Origin of the sequence: Methyloversatilis discipulorum, from assembly GCF_000527135.1 — a bacterium.
GTDB lineage: Bacteria > Pseudomonadota > Gammaproteobacteria > Burkholderiales > Rhodocyclaceae > Methyloversatilis > Methyloversatilis discipulorum.
On record NZ_AZUP01000001.1, the window covers coordinates 329,701 to 353,716 of the forward strand.

Sequence of the window (24,016 nt, forward strand, 5' to 3'; positions counted from 1 at the left end):
GACTGATTTCAATTACTTACGGAGTCGTCATGTTCGGCAACTGGACTTTGCGAAGCAAGATGCTGGCGGTGGCCGTGGCGGCGCTGGTGGGCATGCTGCTGATAGGCATCATCGGCGCATTCGAGATGCGCAGCGCCGCGCACGAGCAGCGCATGCAGCTGCTGCGCGCCCTGGTCGAATCGACGCGCACACAGATCGGCTATTACGAGCAGCTGGCCAAGGACGGCACGCTGACGCGCGAGCAGGCACAGGCGCAGGCGCGCGAGGCGCTGCGCAACGTGCGCTTCCAGCAACGCGAGTACTTCTACATCTACAGCACGGACGGCGTGAACGTGCTGCATCCGACGCAGCCGCAGCGCGAGGGCAAGCCCTTCATCGCCGAGCAGGACAAGCTCGGCAAGCCTTTCGTCGCCGAAATCGTGAAGGCCGGCCAGGCTGGTGGCGGCTTCGTCGATTACCACTTCCCGCGTCCGAACGAGACCGAGGCCGTGCGCAAGGTCGCCTACGTGGCGCCGGTGCCGGACTGGCAGTGGGTGGTCGGCACCGGGCTGTACGTCGATGACGTGGAAGCCGCTTTCCGCGAGGATCTGGCGATCAATCTGGGCATCGTCGTCGCGCTCGCGGGCGTCGTGCTGACACTGGTGATCGCGATCGGCCGTTCGGTCATGCGGCAGGTCGGCGGCGAGCCGACGGTGGCCGTCCAGGCGATGAAGAAGGTGGCCGAGGGCGATCTGCGCGCGGGGATTGGCAATGCGCCGGCCGGCAGCATGCTGGCCGAGCTGGACACGCTGATCTCCCGGCTGCGCAACACGGTGTCCGAAATCAGCGCTGGCGCGCAGAAGGTGGGCGCTGCCACCGCCGACATCAGCGCCACCTCGCGCCAGGTCGCCGGATCGGCGCAGCAGCAGACCGACTCCACCCAGACCATGGCGGCCGCGATGGAAGAGCTGACGGTGAGCATCACGCACATTTCCGAGAATGCAGGTGAAACCGAAAAGCAGTCGGTCGAGTCGTCGGAAATGGCGGTGGCCGGCGAACGGCAAGTACACGAAGCGGCCGAGGAAATGCGCTCGCTGGCCGACGCGGTGGTGCAGGCGAGCGAGCGTATCGCGTCGCTGAGTGCCCGCGCCAACGAGGTAGGCGGCATCGCTACCGCGATCAACGACATCGCCGCGCAGACCAATCTGCTGGCGCTGAACGCTGCCATCGAGGCGGCGCGTGCCGGCGAACAGGGCAGGGGCTTCGCGGTGGTGGCCGACGAAGTGCGCAAGCTGGCCGAACGCACGACGCAGGCGACGCTGCAGATCGGTCAGACGGTCAGTGCGATCCGTGGGGAAAGTGAGGCGGCGGTCAGCGCGATGGACGCCGCGTCCGAGCGGGCGCGCAACAGCGTGAGCTCGGCCGAACAGTCGGCCGACATGCTGCGCCGGATCGCCGAGGGCGCGACCCGCGCCCGCGAGCTGGTGGCCGAGGTCGCCAACTCGACGCGCGAACAGGGCATCGCCAGCAACAGCCTGGCGGGCCAGATCGAGCAGGTGGCGCAGATGGTCGAGGCGACCAGCCAGGGCATGCACGCCACCGCCACGGCGACCGAAGAACTGACCCGGGTGGCGGGTGATCTCAACAGCGTCGTGTCCCGCTTCCGCTGCTGACGGAGTTCAGCGGCCGGCCCGACGGGCCGGCCGTCTTTCAGCCGCGCAGGGCTTCGGTCAGGTGCGGCTCGATGGCCTGCAGGATGGCCGGGTAGATGCGCGGCGTCGCGGCGACCAGATTGCCGCTTTCCATATAGCCGGTTTCGCCCTGCAGATTGCCGACCAGGCCGCCAGCTTCGCTCACCAGCAGGCTGCCGCCGGCGATGTCCCACGGCGACAGGCCGATTTCGAAGAAGCCGTCGAAGCGGCCGCAGGCGACATAGGCCAGATCGAGCGCTGCAGCGCCCGGGCGGCGCAGGCCGGCGGTCTTTTCCATCAGTGACTTGAACATGCCCAGATAGGCATCGACGTGGTCCCACACGCGATAGGGGAAACCGGTGCCGAGCAGCGCCTCGCCCAGCTTGGCGCGGCGCGACACGCGGATGCGGCGGTCGTTCAGGAAGGCGCCACGGCCGCGGCTGGCGGTGAACATTTCGTTGCGCACCGGATCGAATACGACCGCCGACTGCATCTGGCCGCGGTGTTCGAGCGCGATCGACACCGCGTACTGCGGCATGCCGTGGATGAAGTTGGTGGTGCCGTCCAGCGGATCGATGATCCAGCGGTATTCCGACTCGGGGCCGGACTCGCCGCTCTCCTCGGCTAGAATGGCGTGGTCCGGATAGGCTTCGCGCAGGATGCCGACGATGGCGTCTTCAGCGGCACGGTCGACCTCGGTCACGAAATCGTTCTGGCGTTTGCTGCTGACCTTCAGCAGGTCCACATCCTGGCTGGCCCGGGTGATGATCTGACCCGCGCGGCGGGCGGCCTTGACGGCGGTGGTGAGCGTCGGATGCATGAATGTCTCTGTACGCGGACCTTGTGGCCCGCATCTCGGCAGGAAAACCCTGCATTCTAATATGAACCCGTTCGCTTCTCTCGACCGCGTGCGCGTGGTCATGTCGCACACCACCCATCCGGGCAATATCGGCGCCTGTGCGCGGGCGATGAAGGTGATGGGGCTGTCTCGCCTCTATCTGGTCAATCCGAAACACTTCCCGCACGAGGACGCGGTGGCGATGAGTTCGGGCGCGACCGACGTGCTCGATAACGCCGTGGTCGTCGACAGCATCGAGGCGGCGCTGGCTGGCACCGTCGCGCAGGCGGCGCTGACCGCGCGCCGGCGCGAAATGGCACTTCCGGTGCGCGACGTGCGTTCGGCTGCCACCGAACTGGCCACGCTGCTGGCCGGCAGTGATGCCGAGGTGGCGCTGGTGTTCGGCACCGAAAGTTCGGGCCTCACCAACGAGGAAGTCGCGATGTGTTCGCTGCCGGTCACCATTTCGACCAGCGAAACCTACCGTTCGCTGAATGTCGCGGCCGCCGCCCAGATCATGTGCCACGAACTGCGCATGGCGGTCGGTGGCGCCGTGCTGCCGGCCGAAGTGCCGCCGGAGCTTGCGCCACATGAGGGGCTGGAAAGCCTGTTCGCGCTGTTCGAGCAGCTGATGCTGGAATCCGGTTTCCTCGACCGGGTGAACCCGGGCCGTGCCCTGCCACGCCTGCGTCGCCTGTTTGGCCGGGCTCAGGTCGAGGCGGAGGAACTGCATCTGCTGATGGGCGCCCTCAAGGCCATCGGCGGCAAGAAACCGCGTGCGCCCGAGCGGTAGCGAACTTCGCAGGTGCACAAAAACCGACTAAAATTCTCGGGTTTCAACTGTCCGGCAGCGCTGCCGGCGCTTCCCACAAGGAAAGACGATGTTCCAACGCCTGCGCGAAGACGTTGCCAGCGTGCTCGACCGTGACCCGGCCGCCCGCTCCGCCTTCGAAGTGCTGACCTGCTATCCGGGCATCCACGCGCTGTTCATCCATCGCATGGCCAACGCCTGCTGGCGCCGCGGTTTTCTGTGGCTCGGCCGCTTCCTGTCGCACATCGGCCGCGTGCTGACCGGCATCGAGATCCACCCGGGTGCGACCATGGGGCGTCGCGTATTCATCGATCACGGCATGGGCGTGGTGATCGGTGAAACCGCCGTGGTGGGCGACGAATGCACGATCTATCAGGGCGTTACGCTTGGCGGAACCTCGCTTTACCGCGGCGCCAAGCGCCATCCGACCCTGGGCCGGGGGGTTGTCATCGGTGCTGGTGCGCAGGTGCTGGGCGGTTTCGACGTTGGCGACGGCGCCAAGATCGGTTCCTGCGCAGTGGTGGTAAAACCGGTGCCGGCCGGCGCCACCGCGGTCGGCAACCCGGCGCGCATCATCGAGGCGACCGCACCCGGGGTCGAGGACGAGAAGAAGCGGCGAGCCGAACAGGCCGGCTTCACTGCCTACGGCGTCACCCGCGACATGGAAGATCCGATGGCCAAGGCGCTCACTGCGCTGGTCGACCACGCGCTGGAAAGCGATCGCCGCATCGAGTGCCTGCTGCAGAAGCTGGAGCGCGCGGGCATCCAGCTCGACGACGAGGCCAAGGAGGAAATGGCCGACCACTCGCACGTCGATCTGGACAAGATCCGTACGAATTGTTGACTGAACTTGTCGGGAATTATAAAGTCGACTGAAATGATCGGGAATAGAACCGGAGTCTTCCGGTTTGCCGATGTCCCGGCTGATTTCAGGAGCCCACGCGATGAGACTGACCACCAAAGGACGCTTCGCAGTCACTGCGATGCTTGACCTCGCCCTGCGGCAGGAAAACGGTCCGGTCACGCTGTCCGGCGTGGCCGAGCGCCAGCGCATCAGCCTGTCCTACCTCGAACAGCTGTTTGGCAAGCTGCGCCGCCAGGAACTGGTGGCCAGCGTGCGCGGCCCGGGCGGTGGCTACTGTCTGGCGCGTGACGCGCGCACGATTTCGGTGGCGCAGATCATCATCGCGGTGGATGAACCGCTCGACGCGACCCAGTGCGGCGGCAAGGAAAACTGTCTGGACGAGCACCGCTGCATGACGCACGACCTGTGGTCCAACCTCAGTCGTCACATGTTCGATTATCTCGACTCGATCAATCTGCACGATCTGATGGTGCAGCAGCGCGAGCGCAACAGTCACAAGGTGGTGCTGCACGACCACGCGCCGCGCACCTGTTCGACCGAGCCGGCGAGCGTGCAGGCCTGATCATGTTTGCGCCGGTCTACCTCGACCACAACGCCAGCACGCCGCTGCTCGACGCGGTGCGCGAGGCGATGCTGCCCTGGCTGGGCGTGCGCTTCGGCAATGCGTCGAGCCGCCACGAGTACGGCCGCGCAGCCCGCCGTGCGATTGACGACGCACGGGCGCAGGTGGCGGCCGCCGTGAAGGCGCATCCGACCGAGGTGGTATTCACCAGCGGTGGTTCGGAAGCGAACAACCTGTTCATCAAGGGCGCGGCCGCCCGGATGAAGCCAGGCGTGATCGCAGTGTCGGCGATCGAGCACCCGTGCGTGCGCGAACCGGCGCGCCAGCTCGTGCGCGGTGGCTGGGAGCTGGCCGGCATCGCGGCCGACACGCAGGGCAGGGTACTGGTCGATACGCTCGACCCGCGTGCGGCGCTGGTGTCGGTCATGGCGGCCAACAACGAAACCGGCGTGCTGCAGGACATTCCGGCCTTCGCAGCGGCGGCCAAGCGCAGTGGTGCCTGGCTGCACAGCGACGCCGTACAGGCGCTGGGCAAGGTGGAACTGGATTTCCGCGCACTTGGCGTGGCGGCGATGACGCTGTCGGCGCACAAGATTGGTGGCCCGCAGGGTGCTGGTGCGCTGGTGCTGGACAAGCGGGTCGATATCGAACCGCTGATTGCCGGAGGTGGCCATGAGCGCGGTCTGCGCTCGGGCACCGAGAACATTGCGGCCATCGTCGGTTTCGGTGTGGCCTGCGAACAGGCGGTTGCCGCGCTCGGCGACCGCCGCGACGTGATGCAGGCGCAGCGTGCGCGCATCGAAGGCTGCGTGGCAGCACTCGGTGGCGTCGTGTTCGGCGCGCAGGCCGATCGCCTGCCCAACACCTGCTATTTCGCGCTCGCCGGCATCGACGGCGAAACCCTGGTCGGCAAGCTCGACCGTGCCGGTTTTGCGGTGGCCAGCGGGGCTGCCTGTTCCAGCGCGTCGCCCGAGCCGTCGCGCACGCTGACGGCGATGGGCGTCGAGGCGGACCTTGCACGTGGCGCGGTGCGGGTGAGCGTCGGTGCGGCGACGACGATGCAGGAAGTAGATGATTTTTGCAGCGCGCTGACGCGGGTCGCGGACGAGCTCCGTGGTCTGCGGGCGATGGCTGCGGCGTGATGAAGTAAACAAGGACCTGATGGAGCCGATGACATGCTGAAATTCCCGATCTACCTCGACTACTCGGCGACCACGCCGGTGGATCCGCGCGTGGCGGCCAAGATGATTCCCTGGCTGACCGAACACTTCGGCAACCCGGCTTCGCGCAGCCATGCCTACGGCTGGGAAGCGGAAGCCGCGGTCGAGGAAGCGCGCGAGCAGGTGGCCAAGCTGGTCAATGCCGACCCGAAGGAAATCGTCTGGACCTCGGGCGCGACCGAATCGAACAACCTCGCCATCAAGGGCGCGGCACATTTCTACTCGGGCAAGGGCAAGCACATCATCACGATGCGCACCGAACACAAGGCGGTGCTCGACACCTTCCGCGAACTGGAGCGCGAAGGCTTCGAGGCGACCTATCTCGATCCGCAGGACAACGGTCTGGTCGATCTCGACGTGTTCCGCGCAGCGCTGCGTCCGGACACGGTGCTGGTGTCCATCATGTTCGTGAACAACGAGATTGGCGTCATCCAGCCGATCGCCGAGATCGGCGAGATCTGCCGCGAGAAGGGCATCATCTTCCACGTCGACGCCGCACAAGCGACCGGCAAGGTGGCGATCGACCTCGACAAGCTCAAGGTCGACCTGATGAGCTTCTCGGCGCACAAGACCTACGGCCCGAAGGGCATCGGCGCGCTGTACGTCCGCCGCAAGCCGCGCATCCGCCTGGAAGCGCAGATGCATGGCGGTGGTCACGAACGCGGCCTGCGTTCGGGCACGCTGGCGACGCACCAGATCGTCGGCATGGGCGAGGCCTTCCGCATCGCGCGCGAGGAAATGGGCGCCGAGAACGAGCGCGTGCGCATGCTGCGCGACCGTCTGCTCAAGGGCCTGCAGGACATCGAGGCGACCTATGTGAACGGCGACCTTGAAGCGCGCGTGCCGCACAACCTGAACATCAGCTTCGCCTACGTCGAGGGCGAGTCGCTGATCATGGCGATCAAGGAAGTGGCGGTGTCCTCCGGCTCGGCCTGTACCTCTGCCAGCCTGGAGCCGTCCTATGTGCTGCGCGCCCTCGGTCGCGAAGACGAACTGGCGCACAGCTCGATCCGCTTCTCGATCGGCCGCTTCACCACCGAAGAGGAAGTCGACTTCACCATCGATCTGCTCCACCGCAAGATCGGCAAGCTGCGCGAGCTGTCGCCGCTGTGGGAAATGGTGCAGGACGGCGTGGATCTGAATACCGTGCAGTGGGCTCATCACTGAGCACAGACCACTGACGATGCGCCATCGGGCGCATCAGGGACAGACAGGAAGACAAGGAGAAAGACATGGCCTATAGCGACAAACTGCTCGACCACTACGAGAACCCCCGCAACGTCGGCTCCTTCGGCAAGGAAGACGACGACGTCGGCACCGGCATGGTCGGTGCGCCGGCCTGCGGCGACGTGATGAAGCTGCAGATCAAGGTCGGTGCGGACGGCATCATCGAGGACGCCAAGTTCAAGACCTACGGCTGCGGCTCGGCCATCGCGTCGAGTTCGCTGGTGACCGAATGGGTCAAGGGCAAGACACTCGACCAGGCGATGGAGATCAAGAACACCGCCATCGCCGAGGAACTGGCGCTGCCGCCGGTGAAGATCCACTGCTCCATCCTCGCCGAAGACGCGATCAAGGCGGCGGTCGAGGATTACCGCAAGAAGCACGGCGCAGTGGCGCCGGAGTCCGACGCAGCCTGAAGGAGCACGACATGGGTGTCACACTGAGCGAAAAGGCGGCGAAACACGTCGCCAACTACATCGCCAAGCGCGGTCGCGGCGTCGGCCTGCGCCTGGGCGTGCGCACCAGCGGGTGTTCCGGTATGGCTTACAAGCTTGAATTCGCGGACGATCTCGCGGCGGACGATCTGGTGTTCGAGAGCCATGGCGTCAAGGTGCTGATCGACCCGAAAAGCCTGCCCTACCTCGAAGGGACCGAACTGGACTTCGTGCGCGAAGGCCTGAACGAGGGGTTCAAGTTCAACAACCCCAACGTCAAGGACGAGTGCGGCTGCGGCGAAAGCTTCAATGTCTGAGTCCGCCGGCCTGCTGCCCGAAGCCGACCTGTTCAGCCGCGACCACTTCGCGCTGTTCGGTCTGCCGCGCCGCTTCGAGATCGACGAACGCGCGCTCGAGTCGCGTTACCACGAGCTGCAGTCGGCGGCGCACCCTGACCGCCACGCGCACCGTGCGGAACAGGAGCGCCGGCTGTCGATGCAGTGGGCCACGCGCATTAACGAAGGTTACCGGCTGCTGCGATCGTCGCTGTCGCGGGCGCGCTACCTGCTCGAGCTGGAAGGCATCGACGTCGGTGCCGAGAACAATACGGCCATGCCGGCCGACTTCCTGATGCAGCAGATGGAATGGCGCGAGGCGCTGGACGAGGCGCGCGACGCGCGCGACGTCGATGCGCTGGACGCACTGGCGCGCAACCTCCGTCAGGCGCGCCGCGATGCCGAAACGCTGCTGGCCCGCCAGCTAGATGTCGACCACGACAAGGCTGCGGCGGCCGCCACCGTGCGTCGCATGATGTTCATCGCGAAGCTCGGCGAGGACATCGCCGAGGCACACGAAACACTGGAAAACTGATGGCCCTGCTGCAGATCGCCGAACCCGGCGAATCCACCGCGCCGCACCAGCACCGGCTGGCTGTGGGCATAGATCTGGGCACCACGAATTCACTGGTCGCCACCGTGCGTAACAGCGTGCCGGTGGTGCTGAACGACGACAAGGGCCGCGCGCTGCTGCCGTCGGTCGTGCGCTATTTTGCCGACGGTCGCACCGTCGTCGGTCATGCCGCGCAGGCGGCGCAGGCGCAGGACCCGCGCAACACCATCGCCTCGGTCAAGCGCTTCATGGGGCGCGGTCTGGCCGACGTCGCGCACGTCGAATCCATGCCCTATGTGTTCGAGGACGCGCCGGGCATGGTGCGCCTGCGTACCGCGCAGGGCGCGAAAAGCCCGGTCGAGGTATCGGCCGACATCCTGCGTACGCTGCGCGAGCGTGCCGAAGCCAGTCTGGGCGGTCCGCTGACGGGCGCCGTCATCACCGTGCCCGCCTATTTCGACGACGCCCAGCGCCAGGCGACCAAGGATGCGGCCCGCGTGGCCGGCCTCGAAGTGCTGCGCCTGCTGAACGAGCCGACCGCCGCCGCCATCGCCTACGGGCTCGATAACGCTTCCGAGGGCATCTACGCGGTTTATGACCTCGGCGGCGGTACCTTCGACATTTCGATCCTCAAGCTGTCGCGCGGTGTGTTCGAAGTGCTGGCGACCAGTGGTGACGCAGCACTTGGCGGTGACGATTTCGACCATCGCGTTTATTGCTGGCTGATCGAAGCTTCGCGCATCGGCCCGCCGGGGCTGGAGGACATGCGCACGCTGTACATGGAAGCGCGTCGTGCCAAGGAAGTGCTCAGCGCGCAGGACTCCGTGCATATCGGTCTCAAACTGTCGGGAGGCGATGAGATCGACGTCACGCTGACGCGCGACGCCTTCGCCGACATGACGAAGAAGCTGGTCGAGAAGACCTTGGCGCCGACCCGCAAGGCCTTGCGCGACGCCGGCCTGTCGCCGGAAGAGGTCAAGGGCGTCGTGATGGTTGGCGGCGCCACCCGCATGCCGCACGTGCAGCGTGCGGTGGGCGAGTTCTTCGGTCAGGAGCCGCTGACCAATCTCGACCCGGACAAGGTGGTCGCCATCGGCGCTGCCATCCAGGCCAATGTGCTCGCGGGCAACCGCAGCGCCGACGAGGACTGGCTGCTGCTCGACGTGATCCCGCTGTCGCTCGGGCTGGAGACGATGGGCGGGCTGGTCGAGAAGATCATTCCGCGCAATTCGACGATTCCGACCGCGCGCGCGCAGGAATTCACCACCTTCAAGGACGGCCAGACGGCGATGGCCATCCACGTCGTGCAGGGCGAACGCGAGCGCGTGTCCGACTGCCGTTCGCTGGCCCGCTTCGAACTGCGCGGCATTCCGCCCATGGTGGCCGGTGCGGCGCGCATACGCGTGAGCTTCCAGGTCGATGCCGACGGGCTGCTCAGCGTGTCTGCGCGCGAGATGGGCACCGGCATTGAGGCGCGCATCGAGGTCAAGCCCAGCTATGGTCTGGGCGACGACGAAGTCACCCGCATGCTGCGCGAGGGCTTCGAGCACGCGCAGGAAGACATGAGTGCGCGTGCGTTGGCCGAACAGCGCGTCGAGGCGCAGCGCCTCGGCGAGGCGACGCGCGCTGCGCTGGCCGCCGACGGCGATCTGCTCGATCCGGCCGAACGCGCCGCGATCGACGCGGTATTGGTCGACCTGGCGAACGCCGCCGCTGGCGAGGACACCTCCGCCATCAAGAAGGCGATCGACGCCTTGGGCCGCGGTACCGACGAGTTCGCCGCGCGTCGCATGAACCGCAGCATCCAGCGTGCGCTGGCCGGCCGCAGCGTCGAATCACTGTAAGCAACCGAATTCCGAGACCCGCATGACCCAGATCGTTGTTCTGCCCCATGTCGAACTGTGCCCCGACGGCGCAGTGATCGAAGCCGCCCCCGGCACCACCATCTGCGACGCGCTGCTCGCCAACGGCGTCGAGATCGAGCACGCCTGCGAGAAGTCCTGCGCCTGCACCACCTGCCACGTCGTCGTGCGCGAGGGCTTCAACAGCCTCGAAGCCGCAGAGGAACTGGAGGAGGATCTGCTCGACAAGGCCTGGGGCCTGGAGCCGAACTCGCGCCTGTCCTGTCAGGCCGCGGTGGCCGGCACGCCGCTGGTGGTCGAGATTCCGAAATACACCATCAACATGGTCAGCGAAGGAAAGAGGTAACAGCGATGAAATGGACCGATTCACGCGAGATCGCGATTGCGCTGACCGAGGCGCGGCCCGACGTCGATCCGCAGTACGTGCGCTTCACCGACCTGATGGAGTGGGTGATGGCGCTGCCCGGTTTCGACGACGAGCAGAGCCGCTGCGGCGAAAAGATTCTGGAAGCCATACAGCTCGCCTGGATAGACGAAGCGGATTGATGCATCGCTGAGCGTTGCAAGGGGAGCGGGAAGGGCGGAAAAGAGGGCGCCGCGTCGCCGGCAACTGCCCTGGTCAGCGCGCCGCGGTGTTCAAGGGCCGCCGCTTTTCCGGTAAACTGCGCATTTCCCGCTGCAGCGCAATACATGACCAAGTACGTATTCGTCACCGGTGGCGTGGTGTCCTCGCTCGGCAAGGGCATTGCAGCCGCCTCGCTGGGCGCGATTCTCGAGTCGCGCTCCATCCGTGTCACCCACCTCAAGCTCGACCCCTACATCAACGTCGATCCGGGCACGATGAGCCCGTTTCAGCACGGTGAGGTCTTCGTCACCGAAGACGGGGCGGAAACCGATCTCGATCTCGGCCATTACGAGCGCTTCACCAGCGCCAAGATGGGCAAGCGCAACAACTTCACGACCGGCCAGATCTACGAGTCGGTGATCAAGAAGGAGCGCCGCGGCGAGTATCTGGGCAAGACGGTGCAGGTCATCCCGCACATCACCGACGAGATCAAGGCCTATGTGAAGCGCGGCGCCGAAGGTGCCGACGTGGCCATCGTCGAGGTCGGCGGCACGGTGGGCGACATCGAGTCGCTGCCCTTCCTCGAAGCGATCCGCCAGATGGGTATCGAAGAGGGCCGCGGCAACACCTGCTTCATGCACCTGACGCTGGTGCCTTACATCGCCACCGCCGGCGAACTGAAGACCAAGCCGACCCAGCACTCGGTCAAGGAACTGCGCGAGATCGGTATCCAGCCGGACATCCTGCTGTGCCGCTCCGACCGCGTGGTGCCGGACGACGAACGCCGCAAGATCGCGCTGTTCACCAACGTGTTGCCGGAAGCCGTCATTTCGGTCACCGACGCCGACAGCATCTACAAGATCCCGGCCATGCTGCACAACCAGATGCTGGACGAGATCGTCTGTCACAAGCTGAACATCCTGGCCCGCGCTGCGGACCTGAGCGCGTGGACGCGACTGATTGACGCGCTGGAGCATCCGGAGCGCGACGTGGACATCGCCTTCGTCGGCAAGTACGTCGACCTGACCGAGTCCTACAAGTCGCTGTCGGAAGCGCTGGTGCACGCCGGCATCCACACCCGTTCGCGCATCAACATCCATTACATCGATTCGGAGGCGATCGAGCGCGCCAGCGACGGCGGTCGTGCGCTGCTCGACCCGATGGACGCCATCCTGGTGCCTGGTGGCTTCGGTCGTCGCGGTGTCGAGGGCAAGATCGCCGCCATCCGCTACGCCCGCGAGAACGGCGTGCCCTATCTGGGCATCTGTCTGGGCATGCAGCTGGCCGTGGTCGAATACGCCCGCAACGTGGCCGGCCTGACCGGTGCGCACAGCACCGAATTCGAGCGCGACGCGCCGCACCCGGTGATCGGCCTGATCACCGAGTGGATGAGCGCCGAGGGCAAGCTCGAGCGTCGCGACGAGTCGTCGGACATCGGCGGCACCATGCGTCTGGGCGGCCAGAACTGCAATCTGACCGAAGGCAGCCTGGCGCGCGACATCTACGGCGCCGCGACCATCGTCGAGCGCCATCGTCACCGTTACGAGGTGAACAACCAGTATCTGGCCCAGCTCGAAAAGGTGGGCCTGCGCGTGTCCGGCCGTTCGCAGGACGCGACCGACCCGCTGTGCGAAATGATCGAACTGCCGGACCACCCGTGGTTCGTCGCCTGCCAGTTCCACCCCGAATTCACCTCGACGCCGCGCGCCGGCCACCCGCTGTTCTCCGCCTTCGCCCGCGCGGCAATCGCCCGCCAGGACGCGCGCGGCGCGGTCAAGCGGTCCGTGCGCAAGGTGACGGGCTAAGGAGATCGCCATGAAACTGTGCGGATTCGACGTCGGCCTCGACAAACCCTTCTTCCTGATCGCCGGCCCTTGCGTGATCGAGTCGCGCGAAATGGCTTTCGATACCGCCGGCAAGCTGAAGGAAATCACCACCCGTCTGGGCATTCCTTTCATCTACAAGTCGTCGTTCGACAAGGCCAACCGCAGCTCGGGCAAGAGCTATCGCGGTCCCGGCATGGAAAAGGGCCTGGAAATCCTGGCCGACGTGAAGCGCGAGCTGAACGTGCCGGTGCTGACCGACGTGCACACCGCCGAAGAGGCGCCCATCGTTGCGCAGTACGTCGATGTGCTGCAGACGCCGGCCTTCCTGTGCCGCCAGACCGACTTCATTCACGCCTGCGCCGCGACCGGCAAGCCGGTGAACATCAAGAAGGGCCAGTTCATGGCGCCGGGCGACATGAAGAACGTGGTCGACAAGGCGAAGGAAGCGAACGGCGGCGCTGACACCATCATGGTGTGCGAGCGCGGCGCCTCCTTCGGCTACAACAACCTCGTGTCCGACATGCGTTCGCTGGCCATCATGCGCAACACCGATTGCCCGGTCGTGTTCGACGCGACGCATTCGGTACAGCTGCCAGGCGGGCAGGGCAGCACTTCGGGGGGGCAGCGCGAGTTCGTGCCGGTGCTGGCGCGCGCCGCCGTAGCCGTGGGTATCGCCGGCCTGTTCATGGAAAGCCACCCGAATCCCGAGAAGGCGATGTCGGACGGCCCCAATGCCTGGCCGCTGCCGATGATGGAAGCGCTGCTGACCCAGCTGCGCGACCTCGACGCCGTCACGAAGAAGCACGGATTCCTCGAATCCGCCTTCGCCTGATGGTGCGGGACACGATCAAAATTCGAATTCAATAAATTTACTGAGGACCTGGAGCGACCATGAGTGCAATCGTCGATGTCGTCGCGCGCGAGATACTGGATTCGCGCGGCAATCCCACCGTTGAAGCGGACGTGCTGCTCGAGTCGGGCATCATGGGCCGCGCCGCCGTGCCGTCCGGCGCCTCGACCGGTTCGCGTGAAGCCATCGAGCTGCGCGACGGCGACAAGGACCGCTATCTCGGCAAGGGCGTTCTGGCCGCGGTCGAGAACGTCAATACCGAAATTTCGGAAGCCATCATCGGCCTCGACGCCGAAGAGCAGGCCTTCATCGACAAGACCCTGATCGAGCTCGACGGCACCGAAAACAAGTCGCGTCTCGGCGCCAACGCCACGCTGGCGGTGTCGATGGCGGTGGCCAAGGCGGCGGCCGAAGAAGCCGGCCTGCCGCTGTACCGCTACTTCGGCGGCTCGGGTGGCATGGCCATGCCGGTGCCGATGATGAACGTGATCAACGGCGGCGCGCACGCCAACAACAGCCTGGATTTCCAGGAATGCATGATCATGCCGGTCGGCGTGACCAGCTTCCGCGAAGCGCTGCGCATGGGCGCAGAAGTGTTCCACGCGCTGAAGAAGCTCACCGACAAGAAGGGTTACCCGACCACGGTCGGTGACGAAGGCGGTTTCGCGCCCAATGTCGGCAGCGCCGAAGAAGCGCTGAACATGATTCTCGACGCCGCCTCGGCCGCCGGCTACGAGCCGGGCCGCGACCTCGTGCTGGCGCTGGACTGCGCCGCCTCCGAGTTCTACAAGGACGGCAAGTACCACCTCGAAGGCGCTGGCCTGACGATGGAATCGGCCCAGCTGGTCGACTACCTCGCCACGCTGGCCGACAAGTTCCCCATCGTCAGCATCGAAGACGGCATGGCGGAGAACGACTGGGACGGCTGGAAGCTGCTGACCGAGCGCCTGGGCAGCCGCGTGCAGATCGTCGGTGACGACCTGTTCGTCACCAACACCAAGATCCTGAAAGAAGGCATCGCCCGCGGCATCGCCAACTCCATCCTGATCAAGATCAACCAGATCGGCACGCTGACCGAAACCTTCGCCGCCGTCGAGATGGCCAAGCGCGCGAGCTACACCGCCGTCATTTCGCACCGCTCGGGCGAAACCGAGGACAGCACCATCGCTGACATCGCGGTCGGCCTGAACGCGATGCAGATCAAGACCGGTTCGCTGAGCCGCTCCGACCGTATCGCCAAGTACAACCAGCTGCTGCGCATCGAAGAAGACCTCGGCGATACCGCGTGGTACCCGGGCGCTTCGGCGTTCTACAACCTGCGCAAGTAAGCGGGCAGGTCGGCGATCATGGTCCGCCACTGGCCGTCCTTGTTGCTGGTGGCGCTAATCGCCGCGCTGCAGTACCCGCTCTGGCTCGGCAAGGGCGGGTGGCTGCAGGCATGGGAAGCCGAGCGTGCGCTGGAAGCGCAGCGCGAGCTCAACACCCGGCTCGAAGCGCGCAACGTCGCGCTCGAAGCGGATGTGAAAGACCTGAAGACCGGCTTCGATGCGGTCGAGGAGCGCGCACGGATCGAACTGGGCCTGGTCAAGCCGGGCGAGGTGTTCGTGCAGGTGCCACGCAGCAACAAGCCCTGACGTCCGTCAGGCAGTCTCTCCGGATTTCGTTCAGACGTCGCGGCGCAGCGTGCGCAGCCCGCTGATGCGCGCTGCGAACCAGCCGCTGTCCAGCGCGTCGGTGCGTACGTACTTGCCACGTGTGCTCGGCGCGTGGATGAAGCGCCCTTCGCCGGCGTAGATACCCATGTGCGAATGCGGCTTGCCGCTGGTGTTGAAGAACACCAGATCACCCGGCTGCAGCGACGCGCGATCGACCGGGCGCGCCAGGCGGGCGATCTGCGCCGCGTTGTGCGGCAGGCGGATCCCGGCCACCTGCTCGAATATCCAGCTCACCATGCCGCTGCAGTCCAGCCCGCTGTCCGGGTTGCGACCGCCGAAGCGATACTGGTTGCCGATCAGCCCGAGCGCGTAGATGACCGCGTCCTGCGCGTGGGAGTCGTCGGCCAGTTGCAGCGCCGTGGTCGGTGCGGGCGCCGGCGCTTGCGGAGCCGGCGGCTGCGGTGCGGCCGGTGCCTCCGCTGCCGGTGGCGGCAGCGTGCCGCAGCCCGCCAGCAGCAGCGCGGCAGTAAAGGCGAAGGCGCGCTTACTTGCGGTCAATCTCGATCTGTCCGCTGATGTTCACGCTGACGCGCGACTCGCCGGCCTCGACCGGCATGTCGGCCATCGCCGCTTCGGCCATCGCCACCTTGCTGCGCATCAGCGGGCGCGGCGGCGGCATGCCGGAGGTGTTGTTCACATTCATGTGCAGCACGCGCCAGTTGCCGCCGAGCGAGGCGGCGACGATCTTCGCGCGTGCGTTGAAGGCGGCGATGGCATCGCCGATGGCGGCGTTCTCGGCTTCGCGCGCGGTGTCCTCGCTCGGTTCCAGCGTCAGCTGGCCGACCGCCAGCTGCGTCTGCAGCTTGCCCAGCAGTTCGGACAGCGCCGCCTGGTCCTTCGATTCCAGCAGCAGTTCCGAGCGCATGCGCCAGCTTTCGATGGTGCGGCCGTTCTTGCTGTAGACCGGATAGGTCGAGGTGTTGCCGCTACGCACCTTCACGCTGGAATAGGGCTTGGTCGTGGCGAGTGCGGCCTGCATCGCCGCGTTCACCTTCTTCGCCAGCGGGCCGGGTGTGGTGTCGCCCAGTTCGATGTAGGCCTGGGCGCGCGCGAGGTCGTTCTGGGCGAGACGGGACGCTTCGGCGTTCAGGTCGACCACGATGCCTTCGCGCCGCGCGGCAGACGGTTCGGCCGCATTCGCGCCGGACACGCAGGCTGCAAGCAGCAGCCAGAGGGGGTATTTCATTTGTACTCCCGCAATCGTCATGACGACGGGAGTATAGCGGCCGGGGATTTCAGCGGCGACGGTGGATGTCCCGCTCTTCGTCGGCCTTGATGCGCACCGGCACGCGGGCGTGCTCCTCGCCCATCGCCGACAGCAGTGCGACGCCGAGCAGCGCCAGATAGGTGAGCACCGCCATCACGGTGGTTTCGCCGTTGGCGGCCAGCATGACGGCCGGCAGCACGTGGGCGCCGGTGAAGAAGAAGTGGGTGCGCTGGGTCATTGCGGTCTCCCGATGTCGGTGGTTCACCGGGATAACGACCGCCTGCGCGCCGGGCTGAAGGGTACGTCAGTCCCCAAGGTCATCAGACCCGGGGGACGGCCTGCAGACTGTCACGGTACAGGCGCGATTTCTCGACGTAGCCGGCGGCGCTGCGCATCAGCCCTTCGACCTCTTCGTCGGTGAGCTGGCGCACCACGCGGCCGGGCGAACCGAGGACCAGGGAACGGTCAGGGATGACGCGGCCCTCCGGAATCAGCGCATTGGCGCCGATCAGGCAGTTGCGGCCGATCACCACGCGGTTGAGGATGACGGCGTGGATGCCGACCAGCGAGCCGTCGCCGACGGTGCAGCCGTGCAGCATCGCGTGGTGGCCGATGGTGACGTCGCTGCCTATGGTCAGTGGCACGCCGTCGTCGATGTGCAGCACCGCGCCATCCTGTACATTCGAGCGCTCGCCGATCGAAATGTGGTCGTTGTCGGCGCGGATGACCGCACCGAACCACACGCTGGTGTCCGCCTTCAGTTCGGCGTCGCCGATGATGCTCGCGCTGGGTGCGATCCAGGTGCTGGAATGGACGACAGGTGTCTTGCCGTCGAGGGCGTACAGACTCATGCGGACTCCCGGCTGCCGCGACCGTCGGTCGGGCGAATTATTGTGCAATGCAACCAGGGTCGCGATTGTACGCGCATGCCTTGGTACCGGCGCAAGCGGCAGGCCGCGGGAACGCGTGTTCCGACATGGGAAAGGATAGCGATGAACGAAGCACTGGGCCGTTCACTGGCCGATTTCGAAGCAGGGCGCATCGACATGGATGCGCTGATCGCCACCTGGCGTCGCCATGGTGTGGACGATGCGACGCTACCGGCCAAGTGGCGCGAAGTACTCGACGGCCTGCTGATGCGGCTCGAATCGGCGCGGCTGTTTTCGGGAGAAAGCTGTTCGTTCAGCCAGGGCGAACTGCTGGCAACGATGCGCGAATGGCTGAACCGGGTGCAGGCGCAGATCCAGGCGCAGCAGTAAGGGCGCGGACGGGTGATCGAGTGTGAGAGAATGAGAAACATTCCACTATTTCTCATGCGCTGACACGCCCCAGCCAACGCCAGGCCACGGGTCGGCGTGCGGAAGCTGCATCGTTCCGTACCGCCCGTGTTCGAATCCCATTACAGAGAACTGCTGAAGTTTCTGGCGCAGAAGGTTGCCAGCCGAGAAGACGCCGCGGATCTGGCTCAGGAGAGCTATGTGCGGGTGCTCACCATGGCGCGCGGTGGCAAGGCCATCGCCGACCCGCGCGCGCTGCTCTACCGTATTGCACGCAATCTGCTGGTCGACCGGCACCGCGCCGTTCGCGTGCGCGATCACGATGCACTCGACGCGCTGGCCGAAGCCGACCTGCCACCGGCACCGCAGCAGGACGAACCGGAACAGCTGTGCGCGGCCACCCAGGCCGCCCGTGCCTATGTGCGCACCATCGAGTCGCTGTCGCCGCGCACGCGCGAGGCTTTCGTCATGCATCTTTACGACGGCCTCCCTCAATCCGAGATCGCACGTCGCATGGGCATTTCACGCAGCATGGTCGAGAAGCACATCGTGCGCGGACTGATGGCCTGCCGTGCCTGCCGCAGCGCACTGCACGACGGCACCGGTCATCCAGACGGGCAGGACAGGGAATGAGCGCCGATCATGACATGCCCCGGGAGCGGTCCCGGACCGCGGGGGATAGCTGTACGGATGCGGCCGCCCTTGAGGCGGCACGCTGGGTGGTGCGCCGGCGCGAACACGGGCCGGCAGTCGACGCCGCCCATCGCGCCTGGCTTGCCGAACACCCGGATCATCGCGCCGCTTGGCGGCAGATCGAGGCGACGCACGCCGATCTGCTCGCCTTGCCGGACGAGGTGGTGCGTGCGTTCCGGCGTCCGCCGTCGGCAGCGACGCCCGCGCCTGTGCGGCGTCGCCTTGTCGCATACGGGCCGCTGCTGGCCGGATTGTGCGCGGTACTCATGTTGGTGGCCGGGCTGAAACTGCTGTTGCCATGGTCGGCGCCCTCGGTGTTCGAACAGCGTTTCGCGACCACGCGTGGCCTGGTTACGTCGGTGGCGCTGCCCGATGGCAGCGTGCTTGATCTCGATACAGCCACCGGCGTGCAGGTCCGCTTTGACAATGCCGGACGCGAGGTCCGGCTGGACGAAGGGCAGCTCCGCCTCGACGTGCAACAGGATGCTGCACGGCCGTTGCGCGTGATTGCGGGGGACGTGCAAGTGACGGTGACCGGCACGCGTTTTTCGGTGCGCCACACCCGCACTGGCCTTGATGCCGGCGCCACGCGGATCATGGTCGAGCACGGCAGCGTGCTCGTCGAGCGGACGACCATGCCCGTGACCGCGCCCTTGCGGCTGGCTGCAGGCGACACCGTGCTGATCGAGCGGGGTCGCTGGCCCGACGCCGTCGATCGGCTCGTATCGGCGGATGCGGCCTGGCGGGAGGGGCGCCTCAATTTCGTCGCCACACCGATTGCCGCGGCGCTCGCTGAATTCGAACGCTACGGACCCACCGGGCTGGTGGTGGAGGATGCGGACGTGGCGGCACTGCGCATCGACGGCAGCTTCCGCGTGCAGCGTCTGGCCGATTTCCGGCGTGCGCTGGTGGAGGCGCTGCCGCTCAAGGTGGTGACGCGTGGCTCGACCCAGGTGCTGGTGGCGGACGGAGCGCGCGATCGCTGAGATGCCGGACACCGCACCTGCATCCGTGTTTCGGCCGCGATGTCGCCATAGCGACTCCAATTGCGAACAAGAATTTTTCTTATTGAGGTGTGGATGTGAGCGACTGATCCGTCTTCTTCGATAGAGACCTTCTTTCATCTATCGAACACACGGAGCATCCACATCATGTCGTTGCTGTATCCGGCCCCGGCCATCCTGTCCTTCGCGCTGGCCCTGTCCGCTGCTGTCCCGTCCCTGGCTGCTGCCGAAGCGCCGGCCGCCCTCGATTTCCACATTCCGGCGCAGGCGCTCGGCCCGGCGCTGAATGCGCTGGCTGCACAGGCCGATCTGCAGTTGATGGTCGACTCCAGCCTGGTGAGCGGAAAGCGTGCGCCGGCGGTGAGCGGACGACTCACCCCGCAGCAGGCGCTGGACCGGATTCTTGCCGGCAGTGGCCTGGCGGCCGTGGTGCGCGGTCGCGCCGTCGTTGTGCAGCCGGCGCGGACCGACGAATCAGCTGTGCCGACCTTGCCCAGCGTGGCGGTCAATGCTGCGTCCGTGGGGGAGACTGCGCTGGGGCCGGTCGATGGCTATGTGGCGCGGCGCAGCCTGACTGCGACCAAGACCGATGTTCCGCTGCAGGAGGTGCCGCAGTCGGTGTCGGTGGTGACGCGCGAGCAGATGGAAACGCAGAACGCACAGACCTTGGTGCAGGCCCTGCAATACACGCCTGGCGTGCACGGCCTGACGGGCGACGCCAACAGCACGACCAGCGACGGCATGCAGATGCGCGGATTCAACGTGACCGGTTCGGCGCCCATGTACCTGAATGGCGCCAAGCTGTCGCGCAATGTGTTCGCCGGGGTGGCCGAGCCCTACGGGCTGGAACGCATCGAAGTGCTGCGCGGACCGGCATCCGTGCTGTATGGCTCGACCGCGCCGGGCGGTGTGGTGAACATGGTGAGCAAGCTGCCGGCGGCTGACATGGTGCGGGAGATCCAGCTGCGCACGGATACCTACGGGCGGGCCCAGGTGGCCGCCGACCTCGGGGGAACCATCGACGAGGGCAGCGAATGGACCTACCGGCTGACCGGCCTGAGCCGGCGCAGCGACACCATGATCGATCACGTCGATGACGATCGCGATTTCCTGTCCGGGGCCCTGACCTGGCGGCCTGATACGGATACTTCGCTCACCCTACTCGCGAACTGGCAGCACAACGACACCACCTATGTCTATGGTCTGCCGCGCGAAGGCGTGCTCACGAAGACGGCGAGCGGACGCATTTCACGCAGCCGCTTCGTCGGCGAACCGGGCTTTAACGGGTTCGACAGCCGCAACCACATGCTGGGCTATCTGCTGAGCCATCGCATCAACGAACAGATCGAACTGCGCCAGAACTTCATCTACTTCGATTCCGAGAGCCGCTACGGCGACATCTGGATCGGTGCGCTCGACGTGGCTCAGCGCACAGTGAGCCGGGGCGCCTATCACCGGACCGACCAGAACCGCAGCTGGAGTCTGGACAACCAGGTACAGATCAAGGGCCGTATCGGTAACACTGAACACACGGTGGTGGCCGGCGTCGATTACACGAAGGCACGCTTCGAACGTCTGCAGTACAACGGCACGGTGGCGGCGCTCGACCTGTATGCGCCGGTGTACGGCGCTCCGGTCACAATGTCGACGAATGCCGCGATCGACAACGAAGAGCACACGCGCCAGACCGGCTTCTACCTGCAGGACCACATCAAGTTCGACCAGCGCTGGGTGCTGCTGCTGGGGGGCCGTTACGACCGCGTCGACGGCTATCTGCGCAATCACCTCAACAGCGTGCGCACCGATAGTTACGACGACAGTGCGCTGACCGGACGCGCTGGTCTGGTCTATCTGTTCGACAACGGCGTGGCGCCGTACCTGAGCTATTCGGAATCGTTCGAGCCGACCAATGGCCAGGACGTGAGCGGGCGCTCGTTCGAGCCGACCACGGGCGAACAGTACGAGATCGGCGTGAAGGTGGCGCCGCCCGGCACACGCACCAGCTTCACCGCGGCCGTCTATGACCTGACACGGCGAAATGTCACCACCACCGACCTGGCGAATCCCGGCTTCAGCATCCAGCAGGGCGAGGTGCGTTCGCGCGGTCTGGAACTGGAGGCGCGCGCCCACCTGAACCGGCAGTTGAGCGTCATCGCTGCCTACACCTACACGGACGCGGAAATCACGCGCAGCAACACCGGCAACGAGGGCGAACGGCCGGGCGGCGTGCCGCGCCACATGGCCTCGCTGTGGGCCGACTACCGCTTCGGCGAGCGCATGCCGGGACTGGGTGTGGGCGCGGGCATGCGCTATTTCGGAGATACGGAGAACAACGCCAATACCTATGTGGTGCCCTCCTATACGGTGACCGACGCGCGGATCGACTACCGGCTCGACCGTCACTGGCAGCTCGCGATGAATGTCGAGAACCTGTTCGACAAGCGCTACGCGGTGTGCACCTATGCCTGCTTCTACGGGCAGGAACGGCGCGCCACCGTGACCGCGGCCTACCGCTGGTGAGCGCGATGAACCGCCGGTGGTGGGTGTTGCTGCATCGCTGGGCCGGCCTGCTCATGGCCGGCTTCCTGGTGGTGGCCGGCCTGACCGGCGCCATCATTTCCTGGGATCACGAACTGGACGAATGGCTGAACCCGCATCTGCTCGAAGCGCAGGGGGCGGGGGCCGTACGCGATCCCCTGCAACTCGCCGCGGACATCGAAGCCCGTCATCCGACAGTGCAGGTGACCTATGTCCCGCTGGTGTCGGAAGCCGGCCATAGCTGGGGCTTCGGTGTGGCGCCGCGCGTCGATCGGGCACACGGCCGGTTGCACGAACCGGGCTTCAACCAGGTGTTCGTCCATCCTTCGTCCGGCGAGGAGCTGGGGCGGCGCGAGTGGGGCGCCGTATGGCCACTGTCGCGCGAGAACGTGGTGTCCTTCCTCTACAAGCTGCACTACAGCCTGCACGTGCCGGCGATGTGGGGCAGCAACCGGTGGGGCATCTGGCTCATGGGCGTCATCGCACTCATCTGGACGCTGGACTGTTTTACCGGGGCCTACCTCACGCTGCCGGCGCGTCAGCGCGCAACGGCAGCGGTGGCCGGGAGCACGCGGCGCAGCTTCTGGCAGCGCTGGCGGCCGGCATGGACGGTGCGTCCGGGCGGCGGTAGCTACCGTCTGAATTTCGACCTGCATCGTGCGGGCAGCCTGTGGACCTGGGGACTGCTGTTCATCGTGGCCTTCACGGCATTTTCGCTGAACCTGTACCGCGAGGTGTTCCTGCCGGTCATGTCCCGCGTGTCCGACGTGACGCCCACACCGTTCCAGCAACGCACGCCGGCGCCGCTGCTGGAACCGGTCGTGCCCGCAATCGGATTCGCGCAGGCGATCGCTGCCGGGCGCACCGAAGCGGTGGCGGCCGGCTGGCCGCATGCGCCGGGAAGCGTGTCGTACAACCGCATGTACGGCATCTACACCGTGTCTTTCTTCCAGCCGGAAGACGGACACGGTGCGGGCGGCGCAGGGCATCCGCGCGTCTGGGTCGATGGTCTGACCGGCGAGGCGCTGGGTCACATGGTTCCCTGGACAGGCACCGCAGCCGATCTTTTCGTGCACGCGCAGTTCCCGTTGCATTCCGGCCGCATCCTGGGGCTGCCCGGTCGCATCGCGATTTCCGCGCTCGGACTGGTGGTGGCAGGGCTGTCGGTGACGGGCGTGTACGTGTGGTGGTACAAGCGGCGCGGCCGGGTGGCGAAGGAGCGGGCGGGGCAGAGTGCGATGGTGCCGGCGAAGTGAGCGGTGCGTCCGGGGCGGCACTGAGACGGGAAAGAAAAAAGGGCGCCCGCAGGCGCCCTTGAGATGCGGAGCAGGCGGATCAGAGCTTGCTCTTCACGACCTCGACGACACGGTCAGCCTCGGCCACCCACTTGGCCAGCAGGGCGTCGGTTTCGGCACGGCGCGAAGCGGCGAAATCGGCGTCCTTGATGCTGGGCACGTTGATGTCGACGTTCAGTGCTGCCGAGCGCAGCGCGGCGACGGCGGCCAGGGCGGCCACACCGGCGTCCGACACGACGTTCTTGTTGCCCTTCTCGGCGGCGACCAGCGACAGCGCGATCACGTCGGCGCAGGCGCGGGCGCAGGCCAGCGGTGCGTCGGTGGCCTTCTTCAGACCGTCCTGGATCGCGGCCGAACGGGCGGCCTTCTGCTCGTCGGTGTCCTTCGGCAGACCGTAGGCGGCCATCAGGCCGTCGAAGGCTTCGACGTCGGCGCGGATGAAGTCGGTCAGCTGGGCGCGCAGTGCTTCTGCCTTGGCCAGCAGATCCTTCATTTCGCCTTCGACTTCGACGTAGGCTTTCTTGCCGATGGTCAGGTTGCACACCATGCTGACCAGCGCCGCACCCATGCCGCCCATGATGGCCGCGGCACTGCCGCCGCCCGGGGTCGGCGCGCTGGAGGCGAGCTCGTCGAGGAAGGTGGTGACCGGCTTGTCCTTGATCATCGTCATGG

At 66.2% G+C, this 24,016-nt stretch carries 27 protein-coding genes; 21 read left to right on the forward strand and 6 right to left on the reverse strand.

Features of this window, described 5'->3' with window-relative positions; genetic code table 11:
- Nucleotides 1-29: 29 nt before the first annotated feature.
- Nucleotides 30-1,652: a methyl-accepting chemotaxis protein gene (locus METFAM1_RS0101480; protein WP_019917715.1), complete on the forward strand. Its 1,623-nt coding sequence runs from the start codon at nt 30-32 to the stop codon at nt 1,650-1,652.
- A 37-nt stretch (nt 1,653-1,689) separates the two neighbouring features.
- On the opposite strand, the gene METFAM1_RS0101485 is transcribed toward METFAM1_RS0101480, so the two are convergent.
- Complete coding sequence (locus tag METFAM1_RS0101485; protein WP_019917716.1) at nt 1,690-2,490, reverse strand: inositol monophosphatase family protein; 801 nt, start codon at nt 2,488-2,490, stop codon at nt 1,690-1,692.
- 61 nt (nt 2,491-2,551) lie between these two features.
- On the opposite strand from METFAM1_RS0101485, the gene METFAM1_RS0101490 reads away from it, so the two are divergent.
- The 15 genes from METFAM1_RS0101490 (at nt 2,552) to ftsB (ending at nt 15,249) form a co-directional block, all read left to right on the forward strand.
- Entirely contained in the window at nt 2,552-3,301 is a 750-nt protein-coding gene (locus METFAM1_RS0101490; RefSeq protein WP_019917717.1) for an RNA methyltransferase, read from the forward strand.
- 88 nt (nt 3,302-3,389) lie between these two features.
- Entirely contained in the window at nt 3,390-4,163 is a 774-nt protein-coding gene (gene cysE, locus METFAM1_RS0101495; RefSeq protein WP_019917718.1) for a serine O-acetyltransferase, read from the forward strand.
- 100 nt (nt 4,164-4,263) lie between these two features.
- Nucleotides 4,264-4,746, forward strand: coding sequence for a Fe-S cluster assembly transcriptional regulator IscR (gene iscR, locus METFAM1_RS0101500; protein ID WP_019917719.1), 483 nt, complete (start codon nt 4,264-4,266; stop codon nt 4,744-4,746).
- Between the two features lie 2 nt (nt 4,747-4,748).
- Entirely contained in the window at nt 4,749-5,888 is a 1,140-nt protein-coding gene (locus tag METFAM1_RS0101505; RefSeq protein WP_019917720.1) for a cysteine desulfurase family protein, read from the forward strand.
- 33 nt (nt 5,889-5,921) lie between these two features.
- Nucleotides 5,922-7,133, forward strand: a complete 1,212-nt coding sequence (locus tag METFAM1_RS0101510; protein WP_020647614.1) for an IscS subfamily cysteine desulfurase — start codon at nt 5,922-5,924, stop codon at nt 7,131-7,133.
- Nucleotides 7,134-7,198: 65 nt separating this feature from the next.
- Nucleotides 7,199-7,606, forward strand: coding sequence for a Fe-S cluster assembly scaffold IscU (gene iscU / locus METFAM1_RS0101515; RefSeq protein WP_019917723.1), 408 nt, complete (start codon nt 7,199-7,201; stop codon nt 7,604-7,606).
- Between the two features lie 11 nt (nt 7,607-7,617).
- Entirely contained in the window at nt 7,618-7,941 is a 324-nt protein-coding gene (gene iscA, locus METFAM1_RS0101520; protein ID WP_019917724.1) for an iron-sulfur cluster assembly protein IscA, read from the forward strand.
- Nucleotides 7,934-8,494, forward strand: a complete 561-nt coding sequence (gene hscB, locus METFAM1_RS0101525; protein WP_019917726.1) for a Fe-S protein assembly co-chaperone HscB — start codon at nt 7,934-7,936, stop codon at nt 8,492-8,494. The genes iscA and hscB overlap by 8 nt, the downstream gene beginning before the upstream one ends.
- On the forward strand, nt 8,494-10,356 hold the full coding sequence (gene hscA / locus METFAM1_RS0101530) for a Fe-S protein assembly chaperone HscA (protein WP_019917727.1): 1,863 nt from the start codon (nt 8,494-8,496) through the stop codon (nt 10,354-10,356). The genes hscB and hscA overlap by 1 nt, the downstream gene beginning before the upstream one ends.
- 22 nt (nt 10,357-10,378) lie before the next feature.
- Nucleotides 10,379-10,720, forward strand: coding sequence for an ISC system 2Fe-2S type ferredoxin (fdx, locus tag METFAM1_RS0101535; protein ID WP_019917729.1), 342 nt, complete (start codon nt 10,379-10,381; stop codon nt 10,718-10,720).
- Between the two features lie 5 nt (nt 10,721-10,725).
- Entirely contained in the window at nt 10,726-10,920 is a 195-nt protein-coding gene (gene iscX, locus METFAM1_RS0101540) for a Fe-S cluster assembly protein IscX (protein WP_019917730.1), read from the forward strand.
- Between the two features lie 144 nt (nt 10,921-11,064).
- Nucleotides 11,065-12,744 carry a CTP synthase gene (locus tag METFAM1_RS0101545; RefSeq protein ID WP_019917731.1) on the forward strand — a complete coding sequence of 560 codons (1,680 nt, stop codon included), beginning with the start codon at nt 11,065-11,067 and terminating at the stop codon, nt 12,742-12,744.
- 10 nt (nt 12,745-12,754) lie between these two features.
- Nucleotides 12,755-13,597 (forward strand): 3-deoxy-8-phosphooctulonate synthase, encoded by an 843-nt coding sequence (gene kdsA, locus METFAM1_RS0101550; RefSeq protein ID WP_019917732.1) that lies wholly within the window; start codon nt 12,755-12,757, stop codon nt 13,595-13,597.
- A 59-nt stretch (nt 13,598-13,656) separates the two neighbouring features.
- Nucleotides 13,657-14,943 (forward strand): phosphopyruvate hydratase, encoded by a 1,287-nt coding sequence (gene eno, locus METFAM1_RS0101555; RefSeq protein ID WP_019917735.1) that lies wholly within the window; start codon nt 13,657-13,659, stop codon nt 14,941-14,943.
- A gap of 18 nt (nt 14,944-14,961) precedes the next feature.
- A complete protein-coding gene (gene ftsB, locus METFAM1_RS0101560) occupies nt 14,962-15,249 on the forward strand; it encodes a cell division protein FtsB (RefSeq protein ID WP_019917737.1) in 288 nt (95 codons plus the stop codon).
- 30 nt (nt 15,250-15,279) lie between these two features.
- On the opposite strand, the gene METFAM1_RS0101565 is transcribed toward ftsB, so the two are convergent.
- The 4 genes from METFAM1_RS0101565 to METFAM1_RS0101580 form a co-directional block, all read right to left on the reverse strand.
- Complete coding sequence (locus METFAM1_RS0101565; protein ID WP_019917738.1) at nt 15,280-15,828, reverse strand: C40 family peptidase; 549 nt, start codon at nt 15,826-15,828, stop codon at nt 15,280-15,282.
- On the reverse strand, nt 15,815-16,516 hold the full coding sequence (locus METFAM1_RS0101570) for an SIMPL domain-containing protein (protein ID WP_019917739.1): 702 nt from the start codon (nt 16,514-16,516) through the stop codon (nt 15,815-15,817). The genes METFAM1_RS0101565 and METFAM1_RS0101570 overlap by 14 nt, the downstream gene beginning before the upstream one ends.
- Before the next feature lie 49 nt (nt 16,517-16,565).
- The gene (locus tag METFAM1_RS0101575; RefSeq protein ID WP_019917740.1) at nt 16,566-16,775 is read right to left on the reverse strand and encodes a hypothetical protein; all 210 of its coding nucleotides are present in this window, start codon (nt 16,773-16,775) and stop codon (nt 16,566-16,568) included.
- Nucleotides 16,776-16,857: 82 nt separating this feature from the next.
- On the reverse strand, nt 16,858-17,388 hold the full coding sequence (locus tag METFAM1_RS0101580; RefSeq protein ID WP_019917743.1) for a gamma carbonic anhydrase family protein: 531 nt from the start codon (nt 17,386-17,388) through the stop codon (nt 16,858-16,860).
- Nucleotides 17,389-17,529: 141 nt separating this feature from the next.
- Between METFAM1_RS0101580 and METFAM1_RS0101585 the strand changes: the two genes are divergently transcribed.
- The 5 genes from METFAM1_RS0101585 (at nt 17,530) to METFAM1_RS0101605 (ending at nt 23,305) form a co-directional block, all read left to right on the forward strand.
- A complete protein-coding gene (locus METFAM1_RS0101585) occupies nt 17,530-17,796 on the forward strand; it encodes a hypothetical protein (RefSeq protein WP_019917745.1) in 267 nt (88 codons plus the stop codon).
- Between the two features lie 126 nt (nt 17,797-17,922).
- A complete protein-coding gene (locus tag METFAM1_RS0101590) occupies nt 17,923-18,447 on the forward strand; it encodes a sigma-70 family RNA polymerase sigma factor (protein ID WP_019917747.1) in 525 nt (174 codons plus the stop codon).
- Nucleotides 18,444-19,493: a FecR family protein gene (locus tag METFAM1_RS20050; RefSeq protein ID WP_081627176.1), complete on the forward strand. Its 1,050-nt coding sequence runs from the start codon at nt 18,444-18,446 to the stop codon at nt 19,491-19,493. Before METFAM1_RS0101590 ends, METFAM1_RS20050 begins: the two co-directional genes overlap by 4 nt.
- 165 nt (nt 19,494-19,658) lie before the next feature.
- Nucleotides 19,659-22,031, forward strand: a complete 2,373-nt coding sequence (locus tag METFAM1_RS0101600) for a TonB-dependent siderophore receptor (RefSeq protein ID WP_019917749.1) — start codon at nt 19,659-19,661, stop codon at nt 22,029-22,031.
- A gap of 5 nt (nt 22,032-22,036) precedes the next feature.
- Nucleotides 22,037-23,305: a PepSY-associated TM helix domain-containing protein gene (locus METFAM1_RS0101605; protein WP_024300368.1), complete on the forward strand. Its 1,269-nt coding sequence runs from the start codon at nt 22,037-22,039 to the stop codon at nt 23,303-23,305.
- Between the two features lie 79 nt (nt 23,306-23,384).
- Here the strand turns inward: METFAM1_RS0101605 and fchA are convergent, their stop codons facing one another.
- Nucleotides 23,385-24,014 (reverse strand): methenyltetrahydrofolate cyclohydrolase, encoded by a 630-nt coding sequence (gene fchA, locus METFAM1_RS0101610; protein WP_019917751.1) that lies wholly within the window; start codon nt 24,012-24,014, stop codon nt 23,385-23,387.
- Nucleotides 24,015-24,016 lie beyond the last annotated feature (2 nt).